At 73.0% G+C, this 17,874-nt stretch carries 10 protein-coding genes; 1 reads left to right on the top strand and 9 read right to left on the bottom strand.

All coding sequences use genetic code 11. The features are described from left to right. The first annotated feature begins 66 nt into the window (after window positions 1–66). Complete coding sequence (locus ACIQVL_RS36920; protein ID WP_403477517.1) at window positions 67–2,943, top strand: AAA family ATPase; 2,877 nt, start codon at window positions 67–69, stop codon at window positions 2,941–2,943. Between the two features lie 24 nt (window positions 2,944–2,967). Here the strand turns inward: ACIQVL_RS36920 and ACIQVL_RS36915 are convergent, their stop codons facing one another. The 9 genes from ACIQVL_RS36915 to ACIQVL_RS36875 form a co-directional block, all read right to left on the bottom strand. After that, on the bottom strand, window positions 2,968–4,224 hold the full coding sequence (locus ACIQVL_RS36915; RefSeq protein ID WP_403477516.1) for an SGNH/GDSL hydrolase family protein: 1,257 nt from the start codon (window positions 4,222–4,224) through the stop codon (window positions 2,968–2,970). Continuing rightward, window positions 4,221–6,566 carry a glycosyl hydrolase family 95 catalytic domain-containing protein gene (locus ACIQVL_RS36910; protein WP_403477515.1) on the bottom strand — a complete coding sequence of 782 codons (2,346 nt, stop codon included), beginning with the start codon at window positions 6,564–6,566 and terminating at the stop codon, window positions 4,221–4,223. Before ACIQVL_RS36910 ends, ACIQVL_RS36915 begins: the two co-directional genes overlap by 4 nt. A 110-nt stretch (window positions 6,567–6,676) precedes the next feature. After that, window positions 6,677–8,473, bottom strand: a complete 1,797-nt coding sequence (locus tag ACIQVL_RS36905) for an alpha-galactosidase D (protein WP_403477514.1) — start codon at window positions 8,471–8,473, stop codon at window positions 6,677–6,679. A gap of 36 nt (window positions 8,474–8,509) precedes the next feature. Continuing rightward, window positions 8,510–9,688 carry an ROK family protein gene (locus ACIQVL_RS36900; protein WP_403477513.1) on the bottom strand — a complete coding sequence of 393 codons (1,179 nt, stop codon included), beginning with the start codon at window positions 9,686–9,688 and terminating at the stop codon, window positions 8,510–8,512. A gap of 122 nt (window positions 9,689–9,810) precedes the next feature. After that, entirely contained in the window at window positions 9,811–11,997 is a 2,187-nt protein-coding gene (locus ACIQVL_RS36895) for an alpha-galactosidase (protein ID WP_403477512.1), read from the bottom strand. 90 nt (window positions 11,998–12,087) lie between these two features. Then, window positions 12,088–13,449, bottom strand: coding sequence for an ABC transporter substrate-binding protein (locus tag ACIQVL_RS36890; RefSeq protein WP_403477511.1), 1,362 nt, complete (start codon window positions 13,447–13,449; stop codon window positions 12,088–12,090). Beyond that, complete coding sequence (locus ACIQVL_RS36885; RefSeq protein WP_403437595.1) at window positions 13,446–14,483, bottom strand: acetylxylan esterase; 1,038 nt, start codon at window positions 14,481–14,483, stop codon at window positions 13,446–13,448. Before ACIQVL_RS36885 ends, ACIQVL_RS36890 begins: the two co-directional genes overlap by 4 nt. After that, a complete protein-coding gene (locus ACIQVL_RS36880) occupies window positions 14,477–16,894 on the bottom strand; it encodes a glycosyl hydrolase family 95 catalytic domain-containing protein (protein ID WP_403477510.1) in 2,418 nt (805 codons plus the stop codon). Before ACIQVL_RS36880 ends, ACIQVL_RS36885 begins: the two co-directional genes overlap by 7 nt. 32 nt (window positions 16,895–16,926) lie before the next feature. After that, on the bottom strand, window positions 16,927–17,865 hold the full coding sequence (locus tag ACIQVL_RS36875) for a carbohydrate ABC transporter permease (protein ID WP_403477509.1): 939 nt from the start codon (window positions 17,863–17,865) through the stop codon (window positions 16,927–16,929). Between the last annotated feature and the right edge of the window lie 9 nt (window positions 17,866–17,874).

Here is a 17,874-nt window from a genome sequence, read left to right as displayed (position 1 = left end):
GGCCTTCGGCCGGGGGTACCCCCAGCGCCCCTGGTCTCTCCGCCGGGCCTTTGTCAGGATGAGGGTGTGTCGCAGAGATCTTTCGGTAGCCCTCTGATCGGGCGGGACGAGGAACTGCTTCGCCTCGGCGAAGTGCTTGAGCGAGCCCGCGACGGGCGTGGGCAGGCCGTGCTGGTCTCCGGGGACGCGGGGGTCGGCAAGACGCGGCTGCTCGATGAGGTGGCGGCTCGGGCGGCCGGAGGCGGGGCCCGTGTCGTCACCGGGCACTGTGTCGATCTCGGGGCCGTGGGGCTGCCGTATCTGCCGTTCACCGAGATTCTCGGGGTGCTGGCGGGTGACGAGCGCTTCGGTGGGGTGCTCGCCGCGCATCCTGTCGTGGAGCGGCTGCTCGGGGCCGGGTCGGACTCCTCCCGCGACGCGGATGCGCGGCTGCGGCTCTTCGAGGGCGTCGCCGGGCTGTTCGCCGAGCTGGCGGCCGCCGCGCCGCTGCTGCTGATCCTGGAGGATCTGCACTGGGCCGACCAGTCCTCCCGGGACCTGCTGCGGTTTCTGCTGAGCCGGGGTGTGCTCCCGCGGCGGCTCGCGGTGCTGGCCTCCTACCGTGCCGACGATCTCCATCGGCGGCATCCGCTGCGACCGCTGCTCGCCGAGCTGGTGCGGCTGCCCGGGGTGGAGCGGCTGGAGGTGCGGCGGCTGGCGGACGGCGAGGTGGCGCGGCTGGTGCGGGCGCTGGAGGACCGGCCGCTGTCCGAGGCGACGGTGCGCGACATCGTGGAGCGGGCCGAGGGCAACGCCTTCTACACCGAGGAGCTGGTGGCCGCCGCCGACGCGGACGGGATGCCGACCGGGCTCGCCGATCTGCTGCTGATCCGGGTCGAGCAGTTGTCGGAGACGGCCCAGCAGGTGCTGCGGACGGCCGCGGTGGCCGGGCGCCGGGTCGGGCACGATCTGCTGCTGGACGCGGCCGGGCTTCCGGAGGAGGAGCTGGAGGCCGCCCTGCGGGAGGCGGTGGGACGGCAGTTGCTCGTCGCCGGGGACGGGGACACGTACGCCTTCCGGCACGCCCTGGCGCGCGAGGCCGTCTACGGCGATCTGCTGCCCGGGCAGCGGGCGCGGCTGCACGGCACGTATGCCAGGCTGCTCGCCGCACGCGGGGGCGGGGCGGCGACGGCCGCCGAGCGGGCACACCACTACCGGGAGAGTCACGATCTGCCCGAGGCGCTGGCCGCGTCCGTGGAAGCCGCCGGTCACGCCCGGCGGATGGGTGCCCCGGCGGAGGAGCTGCGGCATCTGGAGGCGGCCCTGGACCTGTGGCCGGCCGTGCCGTGCGAGGCGCGGCCCGCAGGCGAGGGGCTGGACCCGGTGAGTCTGACGCTGCGGGCTTCGGCGGCGGCCGCGCACTCCGGGGACGCGCACCGGGCCGTGTCGCTGACCCGGGCCGCACTGGCCGGCGCCGGCCAGGACGCGGATCCCGAACTCGCCGCCCGGGTGCGCTACACGCTCGCCGGGAACCTCATCACCGTCGACAACCTCACCGCCGCGTTCGCCTACAGCAGCGAGGCGCTGGCGATGATCCCCGCCGAACCGCCCTCCAGGACCTGGGTGTGGGCCGCGGCCACGCATGTGATGGCGGCCCGGCAGGTCGGGGACGACGCGACCGCGTTGCGGGTCGCGCGGCAGGCCCTGGAGGTCGCCGAGCGGATCGGTGCAACCGCCGCCCGGGCCGACCTGCTGATCTCCCTGGCCCGGCTGGAGGGCGGCGGGCGCCGCGGCCCGCAGGGGCGGGAGCGGCTCCGGGAGGCGCGGGAGCTGGCCAGGTCGGCCGGGGACACGCCGGTGGAGATCCGGGCGCTGTTCAGCCTGGCCATCAGCTGCTTCGAGTCGGGTGAGCTGCGCGAGTGCCTGCCGTGGATCACCGAGGGGCTCGACCGGGCCCGGCGGTCGGGGCTGCTGTCCTCGCCGTACGCGCTGGAGATGCGGTACCTGCGGCTGCTGGTCCTGTTCACGCTGGGGCAGTGGGACGAGTGTGTGCGGGTGGCCCGCGCGGATCCGGCGCCCGGCTTCGCCGAGGCGGCCGTCCTGTACATAGCGCTGGCCCGGGGCGAACCGGATGTCGTGGAGCGGGCAACGGCGCTGCTCGGGGAGCCGTTCGACTGGATGGGCACGTTCGTCGGGGGAATCGTGCTGACGGACGCGGCCGCGCTGCGGGGTGATCCGGAGGAGGCCGTGACCCGGGCGCGGGACGCGGTCGCGGTGCTCTCCGACGCATTGGGGCGGGCGCCGCACGTGACGGTCCGGCTCGCCGCGCTCGCGCTGGGGGCGCTCCCGGACCGGGCGGCGGCCGAACGGCGCGGCGACGGGAGCGCGGACCGCTGGGCCCAGGTCGCCGGTGAACTGCTGGAACTGGCTCGGGCGACGGCCGCGGGGCAGGGTCCGGAGGGGCAGGCCTGGCTGGCGCGGGCCGAGGCGGAGTGGGCCCGAGCCGTGTCCGGGCCGGACGTGGCGGCCTGGGAGCAGGCGGTGGCCGCGTTCGCGTACGGCGATGTGTACGAGGCGGCCCGGGTGCGGCTGCGGTACGCCGAGGCCCTGGCGGGCGTCGGGCGGCATGCGGAGGCCGCGGAGCAGGCACGGGCGGCCCGGGAGACGGCGGCGGCGCTCGCGGCCGGGCCGCTGCTGGCGCGCGCCGACGCGCTGCTGCGCCGGTCGGCGCCGGCGGACACGCCGGTCTCGCCGCTGACCGCTCGCGAGCAGGACGTGCTGCGGCTGCTGGCGCTGGGCCGCAGCAACCGGCAGATCGGCGAGGAGCTGTTCATCAGCGGCAAGACCGCGAGCGTGCACGTCTCCAACATCCTCGCCAAGCTGGGCGCGGCGAGCCGTACGGAGGCGGTGGCGATCGCCTACCGGGAGCGCCTGATCACCCCCGAGCCGACGGCCCGGGGGTGATCGGACGGGGATGGTCCAGGGGTTTCAGCGGTCGCAGTCGAGGCTCGCCAGGTCGACGGAGTCGGCCATGGCCTGCATGCCCTTGTCGTTGGGGTGGAGGTGGTCGCCGCTGTCCAGGAACGGCAGCAGCCGCGCCTGGTCGTAGGGGCTGCGCAGGATCCGGTCGAAGTCGGCGACGGCGTCGAACTCGCCGCTGGTGCGGATGTACTGGTTGACCTGCCCGCGTACCGCCTCGCCCGCCCGGTCCCACTCCGGCCAGCCCTCGAACGGCCCGACGGTCGAGGCGACCACGCACTTCCCGGCCGCGTGCGCGCGCCGGACGATCTCCCGGTACCCGGTGATCAGGTCGGCGGCGGTGACCCCGGTGTGGGCCTTGATGTCGTTGACCCCTTCGAAGAGGAAGACGGTACGGAGGCCCGGCTGGCTGAGGACGTCGCGGTCCAGCCGGTTCAGTGCCGCCTGGCCGGCGCCGTCGGCGAGCACCATGTTGCCGGAGATCCCCTCGTCGGCCACGCCCTTGACCTCGGTGCCGGCCTTCTGGAGGCGGCGGGCGAGGTAGTCGGGCCAGCGCCGGTTCTGGTCGCCGCTGGACGCCCAGCCGTCGGTGATGGAGTCGCCGAGCGCCGCGACCGCCCCGGTGTCCCGGTTCTTCGGCCGTACCGCGACCGAGTCCAGGTACCACCAGGAGCCGGTGGTGTCGGTCCAGCCGGCGGCGCTCTCCTCGGCGGTGTGGTCGCCCTGGGTGACGTACGAGGTCTGCATGGCCATGCCGTGGCCGGTGGCGGGGCCGGCCGCGTCCGGGCTGTGCAGGCTGACGACCAGGTTGCTGCCGGCGGGCAGGGTGCCGGGCAGCGGGTCGCTCCACGCGGTGGCGCCGGCCGGCACGCTGACCGTGCGGGCGCCGTCGAAGGCCAGCCGCCTGTTGCTGCCCGGCTCGAGGGCGGCGCCCGCGCGCTGGATTCCGGCGTAGACGCTGTCCAGGGTCAGCGGCCGGTCGCCGAAGGCGTTGGAGACGCGGACCCGCAGACCGGTGCCGGCTGCGCTGGTGTGCACGACCAGCCGGTAGCCGCGGTCGGGGGTGCCCTGTCCCATCCGGTCGGCGCTCGCCCCCCAGGTGACGATGTCCGGCCGGGCGGGGGCCGCCTGGACGGCGGCCCCCTGGGCGGGCGCGATCGGGCCGGGGCCGGGGCCGGTGGCACCGGCGGACCCGGTCTGGCAGACGGCCCCGACCATCAGTAAGGCGGCCAGTCGGCCACCCGCCCGTGCGAGCCCGCCGGTCACCGCACCAGGTCCCTCAGCGTGACGGACTGGCCGGGCTTGAGCGTCACCGTCCGGGACGTCCCGCCGTAGGCGACCGTCGTGGTGCGGCCGCCGACGCTGCGGATCCGGGCCCGGGTGGGCTTGCCGTCCCGCCAGTCCAGGTCCACCACGAAGCCGCCACGGGCGCCCGCTCCGGTGACCGAACCGGCGGCGGCCCAGGCGTCGGGCAGGGCGGGCAGCAGTTCCAGGTGCCCCGGCCGCGAGTACAGCAGCATCTCGGCGATGGCGGCCGGCGTGCCGAAGTTGGCCTCGATCTGGAAGATGCCCCGGCCTTCCTCGACCTGGTAGATGTCGAAGAGGTTCGGTGACGTGCCGTTGCTGCCGTTGGCGGAGGGCCGGAGGTTGCGGACGACGAGCTGGTAGGCCTTGTCGGCGTCCTTCAGCCGGGACCAGCACAGCGAGCGCCAGGCGTTGGCCCAGCCGAAGCTGTCCATGCCGCGTGCGGTGAGCAGTGCGGTGGCGCCCTTGACGATGTCGGCGGGGGTCGAGCCGTCGGGGCGGATCCGGTCGCCGGGGAAGAGGTTGATCAGCGGCGAGAGGTGGCGGTGGGTGGTCTCGCCGAGGTTGTCCGGGGACATCCACTCCTCCAGCCAGCCGGTCTTGGGGCTCACCACCGGCAGGTAGAGGCGGTCGCGGAGCTCGCCGATGGTGCCCGCGTATCCAGCATCCCTCTTCAGCTCGGCGGCCGCAGTCCGGAAGTTGCCGAACAGCATCCACACCTGTTCCTGAGCATAGGTGATGCCCTTGGCGTCCAGCGGCCCCTGCTCCGGTGACCAGTCGCTGTCGGCGATCAGCACCTCCTTGCCGTCGTCCAGGGTGGTGGTGAGCAGTCGCGCCTCCCAGAACTCGCAGGCACCCTTGAGGAGGGGGTAGATCTTCTCCAGGTGGGCGCGGGACCGGGTGAACTCGTAGTGCTCCCAGAGGCTCTGGCACAGCCAGGCGTTGCCCGCCGGGTGCCACCACCAGCCGCCTCCGCCGAAGGGGTTGGTGGAGATGGCGACGGTCCAGCCGGCGACCTTGCCGCTGGAGTTGCGGTAGCGGTTGCGGGAGTCCTGGAAGAGCCGCCGGGTGAGGTCGGTCCAGGAGGGGAGCTGGTCGACGCAGTAGTCGGTGTAGGCGTCGAAGCACTGGGACAGGCCCAGCCGGTCGGACATCCAGTAGTTCATCTGGATGTTGATGTCGGTGTGGTAGTCGCCCATCCAGTCCGGGTCGTTGCCGTCCAGCCAGATGCCCTGCAGACCCATCGGCAGGCTGTCACGCGAGCCGGCGATCATCAGGTAGCGGCCGAACTGGGCGTAGGCGGCCTCCAGTTCCGGGTCGGGGTCGCCGGTGTCGGCGCGCGCCTGGATGCGCGCCCAGGTGTCGAGCTCGCGCTGCTCGGCCGTCGAGGTGCCGAGCGAGAGGTCGAACTGCCCGAACAGCGCCCGGTGGTCGGCGGCGTGGGTGCGCAGCAGCGAGTCCGCCGAGTGCCGGGCGGCCGCCTTGACCTTGGTGCGGGCGAGCGCCTGCGGGTTCACGGAGGGGTCACGGTAGTGGGCGGCGGCGTCCGGTGCGTAGTCGGTGCCGCCGCTGAGGACGACGGTCAGCTCGCGGCAGTCGGTGAAGGTGATGTGCGAGCCGCTCACCCGCACGCTGCCGCCGCTGCCGTACGCCTTGACGGCGGCCCCGTACTCCAGTCCGTTGGCGAAGGACCCGGCGAACGACTCGGCCGTGCCGCCGGTCTCCCCGTGGGTGCCTTCCAGCGTGATGGTGCCGGTGTAGCGCCCGCCGCCGTCCTGGCCGAAGTGCAGCACGATCACGTCGTCCGGGCGGCTGGCGAAGATCTGCCGCCGGTACGTCACTCCGGAGCGGACGTAGGAGGCCGTCACCACGCCGTTGTCGAGGTCGAGGGTGCGGCGGTAGCCGGAGACGGCGCCCAGGTCGTGGTCGGGTATCTCGACGGTGAGCCGGGCGAGGAGGGTGAGGGAGCCGAAGTCGGCGCGGCCGTAGGGGAACTGGCCGTCGGAGTCGAGGGTGTCGTTGAGCCCGCCGGTCCACAACGTGGCGTCGGTGACCAGGAGGAGCTCACGGCCGGAGTCGTTGCTCGCGAGCGCACCGAGCCGGCCGTTCCCGACGGGAAGGCCTTGCGTGATCATCGAACCGTCGTCGGCGGGCGCCTGCCACCAGAGCTGGTGCCGGGGAGCGGCGAGCGGCGCGGTGGACCGCACCGGGGCGGCGGAGGCGGTGAAGGCGGGGAGCCCGGCGAGGGCTCCGGTGGCGGCGGCCAGAGCGAGGAAACCGCGGCGGCTGGGGTGGTTGTCCATGGGGTTCCAATCCAACGTCCGTGAGGGGGGCGCCCCGTCAGGGGGCGCGGGAACTGCGCGACCGGCCCCCACCGGAGCGCAGTTCCCGACGGCGCACGTACCGGGGCGGCTTACCGGGGTGACGTGGGAACGTCGATCCGGTCGATGTCCGGCGCGTACCCCGACCCGCTGTCGAAGCTGATGGTGTTCGTCCCGGCCTTCAGCGTCACCGGCACGCTCACGCTCGCCACCGTCCCCCAGTCCCCGGTGGACGGGAACTTGTGGCCGGTGCCGCCCCCGGCGTCGGCCGAGACGGTGGCCGGCCGGGAGTCGCCGCTGACGTAGGCGACCTTGACCAGGTAGGTGCCGGCCTTGTCGACGACGACGTTGTTGAAGGTCAGCTTGCCGCCGAGGTAGAGGTTGCCGACCTTCTTCGCGCCGGAGCACGCGTCGCAGCCGGCCACGGAGGCGTTGCCGCTCAGGGTGTTGCCGCTCGCCTCGGCCTCGTACCCGGTGGAGGCGAGCGCGCTGCCCTTCGGCGTCACGGTGAACAGGCGGGAGCCGTGCGCGGGCAGCGCCTCGGTGATCTTGTTCTGGAAGCTGCCGAGGTCCTCGTGGTTCCACAGGTCCCGCACCGACGCCCTGCCGGTGAAGCCGAGCGCCGTCCAGTCGGCGGTTACCGCGGCGGGCGAGGACCCGAGGTTGAAGAGGGCGACCGTGTACGTGCCGTCGGCGTTCTTCGCGGCCCAGACCTGCTGCGGGTCGGACGGGGTGACCGGCCGGGCCGGCGGGTTGTCGCTCTGGTCGACGCCGATGACCTCGCGGTTGGTCAGCAGGGAGAGGCCGTAGTCGTCGAGCCTGGTGATGTCGTCGCCGGTGAACAGGGGTGACTTGGCGATGGCCCACAGTGTCGCGTAGCTCTGCCGTTCGGCCTTGGTGAGGCCGTCCATCGCGCCGTTGCCGACGTCGAGGGAGTCGAGGTCGTTCCAGCCGCCGGGGCCTGCCTTGCCGGTCCAGGCGGGGGTGTCGTCCCAGCGGTCGTCGACGGAGTTCTCCCAGCTGACCAGGGTGTTGCAGTAGCACTCGACGTCGGTGTCGATGCGCCAGCCGTTGGTGTACTTCTGCCAGTCGGCCGCGTGCCCGTAGTCCAGGGACCAGGAGCCTTCCAGGTGGATCGGGCGGCCGGTGTCGGCGATCGCCCGGTGCCAGGCGGCGACGTCGGCGACGTTGTCGTACTGGTCGCCGCTCTTGCCGGAGCCGGGGCCGACGCCGTCGAGCTTGAGGAAGTCGTAGCCCCAGCCGGCGATCAGCTGGGCCTGGGAGTCTATGTACTTCTGCGCGCACGGCCTGTCGAAGTCGAGCTTGTACGAGCTGTCCCAGCCGTTGGTGGTGCGCAGGTCGGGATAGACGATGTCGGCGGTGGTGCAGCCCTCGGCGTTCCAGACCGGTGTCTTCCCGTCGCCGTACGCGCCCTTCTCCAGGCCCGCGGGGAGGTAGATCCCGGCCTTGAGGCCCTTGGCGTGGATGTGGTCGGCGACGGCCTTCATGCCGCTGGGGAAGCGGGCGGGGTCGGCCTTCTGGCGGCCGTACTGGTCGTAGCCCTGCTTCCAGTTCCAGTCCATCCACCAGCCGGCGTCGATGTTGACGTAGTCGTAGCCGTACTTCTTCAGCTTGCTCGCCAGGGCGTCGGTCTGCTTGAGGACGTTCGCCTCGGTGAGGTAGCTGTAGTCGCCCTGGTCGTTGAGGCCGGGATACTTGGACGACTGCATGCTCCAACTGGACCAGCCCATGTAGGGCTTGGCGGCGATCGGGGCGGGGGTCTGGGCCTCGGCGGCGGGCACGGCGGCGGCGAAGGCCGCGGTGAGCGCGAGCACGAGGACGGCTCTCAGCCCGCGTGCGGGCAGATGGGGGTACGACGGTGACCTCATGGGCCCTGCTTCCTGGGTTCGGGGGTCGTGGGCGGCTCAGCCCTGGGGAGTGGGGGTGACGAAGGAATGGATCGCGGTGGCCGCGGCTCCGCGGGCCCACTCCTCGAACGGGAGCGGGCGGGTCCGGACGTCGCACCGCGCGGCGGAGCCGAAGGCGGCCGCGGTGAACGCGTCCCGGATGTGCCCAGCGAACAGGTCGTGGGCGGCCAGGCCCTCGCCGGAGATGATCACGCGCTCGGGGCCGAACAGGTTGGCCACGGTGGCGATGCCCCGGCCGATGGCCTCGCCGGCCCGGGCGTACGCCTCCCGGGCCCCGGCGACGCCCGCGTGGGCGAGGGCCGCGGCCTCGGCCGGGCCGGCGACCTCACGTCCCGTCACCTGCCGGACGCGGGCGACGATCGCGGCGTCCCCCGCGATCGCCTCCACGCAGCCGCGGTTGCCGCAGTGGCAGAGCGGTCCGGCCGGGTCGATCGCCACGTGCCCGATCTCGCCGGCCACGCCGTGGGCACCGGCGACCAGCCGGCCGTGGACCACCAGTCCGCAGCCGATGCCCGCCCCGACGGTGACCACCGCGAAGTCCGAGAGCCCGGCGCCGGCGCCGAACCACTGCTCGGCGACGGTGAGCGCCCGCACGTCGTTCTCGACGACGACCGGCAACCCCGTGGTCAGGGCGGCGAGTTCGGCGAGGGGAACACCCCGCCAGTCCAGGAACGGCGAGTAGCGCGCCACCCCTTCGGCCCGGTCCACGTCTCCGGAGACCGCGATCCCGAGGCCGAGGACCGGGGCGCCGAAGTCCGCCGCCTCGGCGCGCAGTTCGTGGGTGAGTTCGGCGACGGAGGCGAGGACGGCCCGCACCGCGCGGTCGGTGACGGGCAGCCGCCGGGCCAGCCGGATCCGGCAGCACAGGTCGGTGAGGACGGCGATGACCGCGTCGCCGGTCACCTTGACGCCGATGAACAGGGCGCGCCCGCCGTCGACCCGCACCAGGTTCGCGGGCCGTCCGAGCGCGGGCCTGCCCCCGTCGCCGGCGTCCTCGGCCAGGTATCCGGCCGCGAGCAGCGGCCGGACCGCCTTCGTCACGGCGGCCGGGGACAGCCCGGCCCGGCGGGCCGCCTCCAGCCGGGTGAGGGGGCCGTGGGACAGGACCGTGGTGAAGATCTGCGAGGCGGCCGGCGTGGACACCGGAAACGTTTCGCCACGGGTGGTCGAGCGCATGGCCGGGAACCTATGGCCCTTAATTTCCGCTGTCAATAAAAGAAACAGGAATGACCTGAAGATTCTCTGTGAGGTTGTTGAGACCTTCGAATCACGGGCGAGGCACGGCCGTTGCCGCCGGATCACGCGGGCGTGACCCTCGCGAGGTCGAGCAGCAGGGCCTGCCCGGGGTTGAGGTTCGGCAGCGGCAGCCCCGCGACCGTGAGAACGGAACCGGGCAGGGTCAGCCCGTCGCCGAGGGCCGCGGACAGCCAGGCGGGCCCCGCCACCTGGTGGAAGGACGGCAGGCCCAGCTCGGTGCGCACCCGCACCCGGTAGGCCTCCCCCGGAGCGAGGCCGGGCAGCCGCACCCGCCCGTACTGGCCCTCCGGAGAGGTCGCGAGCCTCGCCCAGCAGTAGAGGGCGGCCGAACCGTCGTACGCCACCACCCCGTGCAGCAGCGTCGAGTCGTCGGCGAGGTCGGCGCGGACCGTGCGGCCGCCGTGCAGCAGCGGGCGCAGCTCGCGGTGGAGCGCGGTCCAGGCGGTGAGGCGGGCGAGTTCCTCCGGTGCGCAGCGGGTGAGGTCCTGTTCGATGCCGGCGTGCCCGAACAGCGCGGTGGCCAGCCGCAGCGGGTCGGAGCCGACCCGCTCGGTGGTGTGGCTGGTGCGCGGGCCGACGTGGGTGCCGACCAGTTCGGGGGGCAGCAGCTGCCCGGTCCAGCGCTGGATGGCCTGGCGTTCCACGGGATCGTTGCAGTCCGAGGCCCAGACCCGGTCGGTACGCTCCAGGATGCCGAGGTCGATCCGGCCGCCGCCGGCGGCGCAGCTCTCGATCTCCAGCGCGGGGTGCCGCTCGCGGAGCGCGTCGACCAGCCGGTAGAGAGCCGTCACCTGGGCGTGTGCCACGGGACGCTCGGCGGTGCCGTGCACGCTCTCGTGGAGTTCGCGGTTGTGGTCCCACTTGAGGTAGGCGATGCCGTACTTCTCCACCAGGGCGTCCAGCGAGTCGAGCAGGTACTGCCAGGCGTCGGGGTTGGAGAGGTCCAGTACGTGCTGGTGGCGGGCGGACGGGCCGACCCCGCGGGCCGGGCCGAGCACCCAGCCGGGGTGCTCGCGGGCCAGGTCGGAGTCGAGGTTGACCATCTCCGGCTCCACCCACAGCCCGAACTCCATGCCGAGCGAGCGCACATGGTCCACCAGCGGGGTCAGCCCCTCCGGCCACACCACGGGGTCGACGGTCCAGTCGCCGAGTCCCGCGTCGTCCGAACGACGGCCCCGGAACCAGCCGTCGTCCAGCACGAACCGTTCGACGCCGACCTCGGCGGCCTTGTCGGCCAGCCGCAGCAGCCGGTCCAGGTCGTGGTCGAAGTACACCGCCTCCCAGCTGTTGAGGATCACCGGGCGGGGCCCGCGCGGATGGGCCGGACGGGCCCGCAGCAGGGTGTGGAAGCGGTCGGCGAGTCCGTCCAGTCCCTGGTCGGACCAGGCGAAGTGGCAGACCGGGGCGGTGTACGTGTCGCCGGGGGCGAGCCGGATCTCCCCCGCCCGCAGGAGTTCGCCGCCGCCGAGCACCCCGGCATGGGTACCCGCGCCCTCCGGCAACTGCTCGGCCAGATACCGCTGGTCGCCGCTCCAGGCCACGTGGACGGCCCAGACCTCCCCGGCGCCGAAGCCGAATCCGGGCACGCCGACCGCCATCAGGTACGGCGAGTCCAGGCCGGGTTTGCCGCGCCGGATCTCCCGGCTGTGGGTGCCGAAGCCCAGCGGCCGCCGCTGGGGGGAGCGCTCCCGGCTCCACTTGCCGGTGAAGTCGAGGATCTCCGCGGCCCGCCGGGGCAGCGGCAGCAGGGTCGTGACCTGCGCCAGGTCGTACGACTCCGGGCCGGCGTCCGGGCGGCGGGTGAGCGTGGTGCGCACCCCGAGCACGCCCGAGGGCTCCAGCCGGTAGGTGACGGTGGCGTCGAGTCCGGCGCCGGGGTCGGTGAGGTGCAGGGCCAGTTCGCCGCCCGCCGGGTCCGGGCGGTACGAGCTGTCCGCCAGGGTCAGCCGGGGCGCGGTGAAGGCGCCGGCGAGATGGCCCTCGTGGGCCGGGGTGCCGGACCAGCCGTCCGCCTCGGTGGGCCAGACGGTGAACCGGCGCGGGATGTCGATGGAGTTGTTGAGCACGGCGGGTTCACCGGTCAGGGCGAGCGCGGTCAGGGCGTCCTGCGACAGGTCACCGAGGTCTGCCCCCCAGTGCAGGACCCTGGGCACCGGTTCCGTGAGCTCCACGACGAGGGCGGTGCCCGCCGCGCGCAGGATGTGGATCCGCGCCGTGCTGTCCGACATGCAGAGTCCTTTCGGGTCGCCCGGCCGCCGGACGGGCCCGGTTCAGGCGGGCCCGTCCGGCGGCCGGACGGTGGCTGGGCGGGGGCAGGGTCACTTCTTGGCGAGCAGTTGCTTGCTCTGGTCCTGCATGTCCGTGAAGACGGAGTCGTTCTTCTGGCCGGCGAAGTAGGCCTGGAACAGCGGCTGGAACGCGTCCTGCAGGGCGGCGCCGTTGCCGTAGACCGGGGACGGGTAGAGGACCTTGTCCTTGATCATGTCCGTGAAGACGGACAGGTCCACGCCCGTCTTGGCCAGCGCCTTGGCCGAGGCGTCCATGGACGCCGGGATCGACGGGAAGAAGGTACCGGTCAGGGAGGCCTTGGACTGGCAGGCCTCGCTGCCCATGTACGAGACCCACTTCCAGGCCAGGTCGGGGTTCTTGGTGCCGGCCCAGATGTTGTTCCCGTTGGAGTTGCTGAGCACGGACCTGGTCGTGCCGTCGGGGCCGTAGGGGGTGGGGGCGATCCCGACCTTGATACCGGGGATCTTCACGAAGGTGGAGGCCTCCCACGAACCGCCGGTCTCCATGGCGACCTTGCCGGAGGAGAGCAGGTCGACGTCGCTGACGCTGTCGTTGAACTGCCCGATCCTGGGCGCGTAACCCTTGTCGGTCAGGGAGCGGATCCAGTCCATGGTCTTCACGAACCGCGGGTCGGCGTAGTTGAACACCGTCGGCCAGGTGGTCTTGTCGCCCAGCCGCCAGCCCGTGGTGCTGACCAGCGGGTTCCAGGTGAACTGGCCGATGAAGTCCTTCGACGCGACCTGCCCGTAGCCGTAGGTCCTGATGTGGGACTTGTCGAAGCCCTTCTCGTCGCCCCGGCGTCCCTTGGTGTCGATCGTCAGGTGGGCGATCATCTTGCCCAGGGTGCCGCCGTCGTCGGGGTTCCAGTTCAGCGCCTTGACGTCCTGGTCGGTGTACCCGGCCTTCTTGACGGCGTCCTCGTTGAAGTAGACGCCGGACGCCGCCCAGTCCAGCGGCAGCGCGTACTGCTTGCCGTCGGTGTACTTCCAGGCGTCCACACCGACCGAGAACCGGGACAGGTCGAACTTGTCCTTGGCGATGTAGTCGTCCATCGCCAGCAGCTGGTGCTGGGAGGCGTACGCCTGGAAGAACTGGACGCTGTTCTGGAAGGCGTCGGGCGCGGTGCCGGCCACGAACCCGGCGGTCAGCTTGGTGAAGTAGTCGTTGACGTTGTACTGCGTGATCTTCACCGTGGTGCCGGGGTTGGCCTTCTCGAAGTCCGTGGCGCACACCTTGTACGCGGCGGCCTGCTTGTCGTCCCAGGTCCACCAGTTGACGGTCTTGGAGCCGCCGGCGGAGGACGAGCCGTTCGAGCAGGCGGAGAGCACGGCGGCCAGGGTGAGCGTGGCGCCCAGGGCGACCGTCCTGCGAAGTCTCGTGTCTCTTCTCATCGTTCCTTCTTTCGGGAGGACGCGGTGGGTGCTGGGGACGGCAGCACCGCGGGGTGGGACGACGTCTTGAGGAGCGCGCCGAACGCGCCGAGGGCGACGGCCAGGTCGTCGGGTCCGCCGGCGTCGTGGCCGTTGAACTCCCACAGCCGCAGCTCCTTGGGGCCGGCGTAGGCGTGGTAGGCGGCGACCGCGGTGACCGGGGGGCACACCTCGTCGCGCAGTCCGGCGGAGAACCAGGCCGGGGCGCTCGCGCGGCGGGCGAAGGCGAGGCCGTCGAAGTAGCCGAGGGTGCCGAAGGTCTGTTCCACCCGGTCCCGGCGGGCAGCCAGGTAGCCGACGATCTCGGCGTAGGGTTCGGCGGAGGTGAGCCGGGTGGCCTGCCGGATGTCGCAGAGGAACGGCGCCTGGAAGTGGGCGGCGGCCAGTGCGGGTACGAGTCCGGCCACCGCGAGGGCGATGCCGCCGCCCTGGCTGGGGCCGACGAGGGCGACCCGGTCCGGGTCCACGAGGTCGGTGCGGGCGCGCAGGGCGTCGACGGCGCGGACGGCGTCGGTGAACACCCGGCGGTAGACGTAGGTGTCCTTGTCCTCGATCCCGCGGGTGAGGAAGCCGGGGTGGGCGGGGCCGCTGCCGACCGGGTCGGGGGTCGCTCCCCCGCCAGCCCAGGCGCCGCCCTGGCCGCGGGCGTCGACCAGCAGGTGGGCGTACCCGGCGGACGCCCACAGCAGGTCGTCGAGGGGGGTGCCGCGCCCGCTGCCGTAGCCGTGGAACTGGACGACCGCGGGCAGCGGTCCGCGGCGGTGGCGGGGCATCCGGAGCCAGGCGCGGACGGGGTGGGCGCCGAAGCCGGGCAGGACGGCATCGAAGACGTCGACCGTCTCCAGGCCGGCGGGGACCTCGGTGAGTTCCAGTACGGGCTCCCGCTCGGCGCGGGCCTCGGCGAGGGTGCCCTTCCAGAAGGTGTCGAAGTCCTCCGGTTCCCGGTAGGCGCTGCGGTAGGCGAACAGTTCGGGGACGTCCTGTTCGGTCAGCACGGCACCGGCTCCCCTCGGGGGCGCAGCCGGGCGTCCAGTTCGACCTGGTGACCGGCCGGGAGCAGCAGTGCGCTCTCGTCGTCCCGGTGCCGGATCCGTACGGTCGCGGTCGCGTCGCCGGTCAGCCTGCGCACGGTGGCGCCGGTCAACTCGCCCTCGGTCCAGGCGAAGTCGACGGCGAGGCCGCCGCGGCAGCGCAGGTCCCGGGCCTCGCCGTCGGCCCACTGTGCGGGCAGGGCGGGCAGCAGGTGGAGGGCGCCGGTGTGGCTCTGCAGCACCATCTCGGCGATGGCCGCCATGAGTCCGTAGTTGCCGTCGATCTGGAACGGCGGGTGGGTGGAGAAGAGGTTGGGCAGCAGGCCGCCCCAGCGGGAGCCGTCCACGGGGGCGTCGACCGCGAAGTCGCCGTCGAGCGGGCGGGCGGCTTCGAGGAACAGCGAGCGGGCGGTCGCGGCGTCGCGCAGCCAGGCCCGCAGGACGATCTTCCAGGACCAGGACCAGCCCATCGCGCCGGGGCCGCGGCGGTCCATCGACCTGCGAGCCGCGGCGGCCAGTTCGGGGGCCGTGTCGGGGCCGACCAGGCCGAGCGGGTGGACGGCGATCAGGTGCGAGAGGTGACGGTGGTGCGGGTCGGCCTCGGTGTGGTCCTCGGCCCACTCCTGGAGCCGGCCCGCGGCCGAGACCTGCAGCGGGCGCAGCCGGGGCAGCGCGGCGCGTATCTCGCCGGTCAGCGGGGTGTCCAGGCCCAGCAGCTCGGCCGCCTCGAGGGTTCGTTCGAAGGTGGCCCGGATCAGCGCCAGGTCCATGGTGGCGGACCGGGTCAGGGACCTCGGGGTGCCGTCGGCCAGGAAGAGGTTCTCCGGCGAGGTGGACGGCAGGGTGTCCAGCCGGCCGGCGCCGTCGTCGACGAGCCAGTCGAGGAGGAACTCGGCGCATCCGCTGAGCAGCGGCCAGGCCCGCTCGCGCAGGAAGTCCGGGTCGCGGGTGAAGTCGTAGTGGTCCCACAGGTGCTGGGACAGCCAGGCGCCGCCCATCATCCACAGCGCCCAGGAGGGGTTGCCGTGTCCCATGCCGACCGGCAGTGCCCAGCCCCACGGGTCGGTGTTGTGATGTGCGACCCAGCCCCGCGCACCGTACAACTGCCGTGCCACCTGCGCGCCCTGGGCGGCCACCCGGTCGAGCAGGTCGAACAGGGGCTGGTGGCAGGCGCCGAGGCCCACCGCCTCCGCGCCCCAGTAGTTCATCTGGGTGTTGATGTTGATCGTGTAGTTGGAGGACCAGGCGGGGCGCAGGTCGGCGTTCCAGATGCCCTGGAGGTTGGCCGGGGGGCCGGTGTGCGGGCGGGAGGCGGTGGCCAGCAGGTGCCGGCCGAGCTGGAACAGCACGGTGGCGGTGAGGAGTTCGTCGCCGCCGTCGAGGATGTCGCGGGCGACGTCGTAGGTGCCGGAGCGGCGCGGTCCGATGCGCAGGCTGGTGGCGCCGAGCAGGGCGCGTACGTCGGCCTCGTGGTCCTTGAGGAGGCGGTCGGCGCCCTGGGCGGCGGCCCGCGCGGCGGCGGCCCCGGCCGCGGCCAGGTGGGCGGCGCGGCCGACGGCCGCGGCCCCGCGCCAGTGCCGGTCGGCGGCGGTGGAGCTGGCGAGGGTGAGCAGGACGTGGGTGGCGCCGGTGACCAGCAGGCCGCCCTCGTCGTCCAGGGCCGTGGTGCCGTCGGTGTGCAGGGTGAGCGCGAGGGCACCGAAGGGGTCGTAGCCGTCGACGGGACCGTCCGCGTAGTACAGCGGCTCGGCGACCTCGGGCTCGTGGGCGGGGGCGCCGTCCGCCGGTATCCCGATGCCGAGGGTGATGCCGTCGACGGCGACCGTGCGCAGTACCTCGCGCAGGGGGGTGGACAGTTCGACGGACAGGTCCACGGTGCCGCCGGCCGCGTCCAGTGTCGTGCACAGGGCGCCGGTGACGGCGTCGGCCCAGACCCGGCGCCGGACGGCGGTCCCGTCGAGGCCGAAGCCGTCCTCGGCCACGGCGGTGTCCAGGTCGAGCGTCCTGCCGTGGTAGGCGGCCCGCTCGCCGCCCGGCACGGTCAGGTGCAGGTCGGCGTAGGGGAGGTACTCCTGGGTGTAGGGCCCCTCGAAGGTCATCAGCAGCGACTCGGCCGTGTCCTGGTCGCCGGCGCGGAGTGCGGCGCGGACCTCTTCGAGCCGCCCCGGGCCGGCCCCCTGGGCGCGGAGCGCGGCGAGGGCGGCGGCCGGCCCGCCGGGGGTGCCGGACCAGACGGTGGAGTCGTTGATCTGGATCCGGGACCGGCCGGCGCCGCCGAAGAACATCGCGCCGATCCTGCCGTTGCCGACGGGAGCGGCCTCGGTCCAGTCGGCCGCGGGCGCGGGCCAGCTCAGCACCAGGTCGCTGGAGTGCATGACGGTGTCGTCCAATCGCGGTGTGCGGGCGCTCACTTGAGGCCGGAGAAACCGATGGAGTTGACGATGCGCTTGCCGAAGGCGACGAACAGCAGCAGCATCGGCAGCGCCGCGACCAGGGCGGCGGCCATCAGCCCCGCCCAGTCGGGGGCGGCCTGCGGCGAGGACTGCTTGAAGACGCCGAGCGCGAGGGTCAGCGGCTGCACGTCCTGGCTGTTGGTGATCAGCAGCGGCCAGAAGTAGTCGTTCCAGGCGTTGACGAACATCAGGAGCGACACGGTCGCGATGGGGGCGGAGGACATCGGCAGGACGATCCGGAAGAAGATCCGCAGCGGTCCGGCGCCGTCGAGGATGGCGGCCTCCTCGACCTCGGTGCTCAGGCCGAGCATGAACTGCCGCAGGAAGAACAGCGTGAACGCCTGGAAGAGCGCTCCGGGCAGGATCAGTCCGGCGAAGGTGTTGGTCAGTCCGAGGTCTTTGACGAGGACGAAGTTGGGCAGCAGCGTGAACACGCTGGGCACCATCAGCGCGGTGATGAGGATGTTGAAGACCAGGTTGCGGCCGCGCCAGTGCAGCCGGGAGAACGCGTAGGCGCCGGCCGCGGAGAACAGCACGATCAGCACCGTCTGCACGGACGCGTAGATCAGCGAGTTGCGCAGGTAGAGCGCGATGTCGATGGCGGCGCCGGAGCCGCCCTGGGCCTGTGCTTCGGCGGTGGAGGCCGTTCCGAGGACGCGTTCGAAGGCGCCCCAGGTGAAGCCGACCGGCAGCGGCGAGGAGGGGTGCGTCGCCAGTTCGTAGTTGTTGGACAGCGCGGTGCGCAGGATCCAGTAGAACGGGAAGAGCGTGACGAGGACGACGATGCCGAGGTAGGTCCAGGCGACGATCCGGCCGGGCGAGAGGCGGCGGGGGTTCTTCGGGGGCCGGGGCTGTGCGGTGGCGGTCCGGCCGGGGGCGAGGGTGACTGCCATGACGGGCTC

Origin of the sequence: Streptomyces sp. NPDC090499 (genome assembly GCF_044769305.1) — a bacterium.
Taxonomy (GTDB): Bacteria; Actinomycetota; Actinomycetes; order Streptomycetales; family Streptomycetaceae; genus Streptomyces.
Note: the sequence above shows the minus strand (reverse complement) of the source record. Positions and strands in the feature narration are given on the sequence as shown.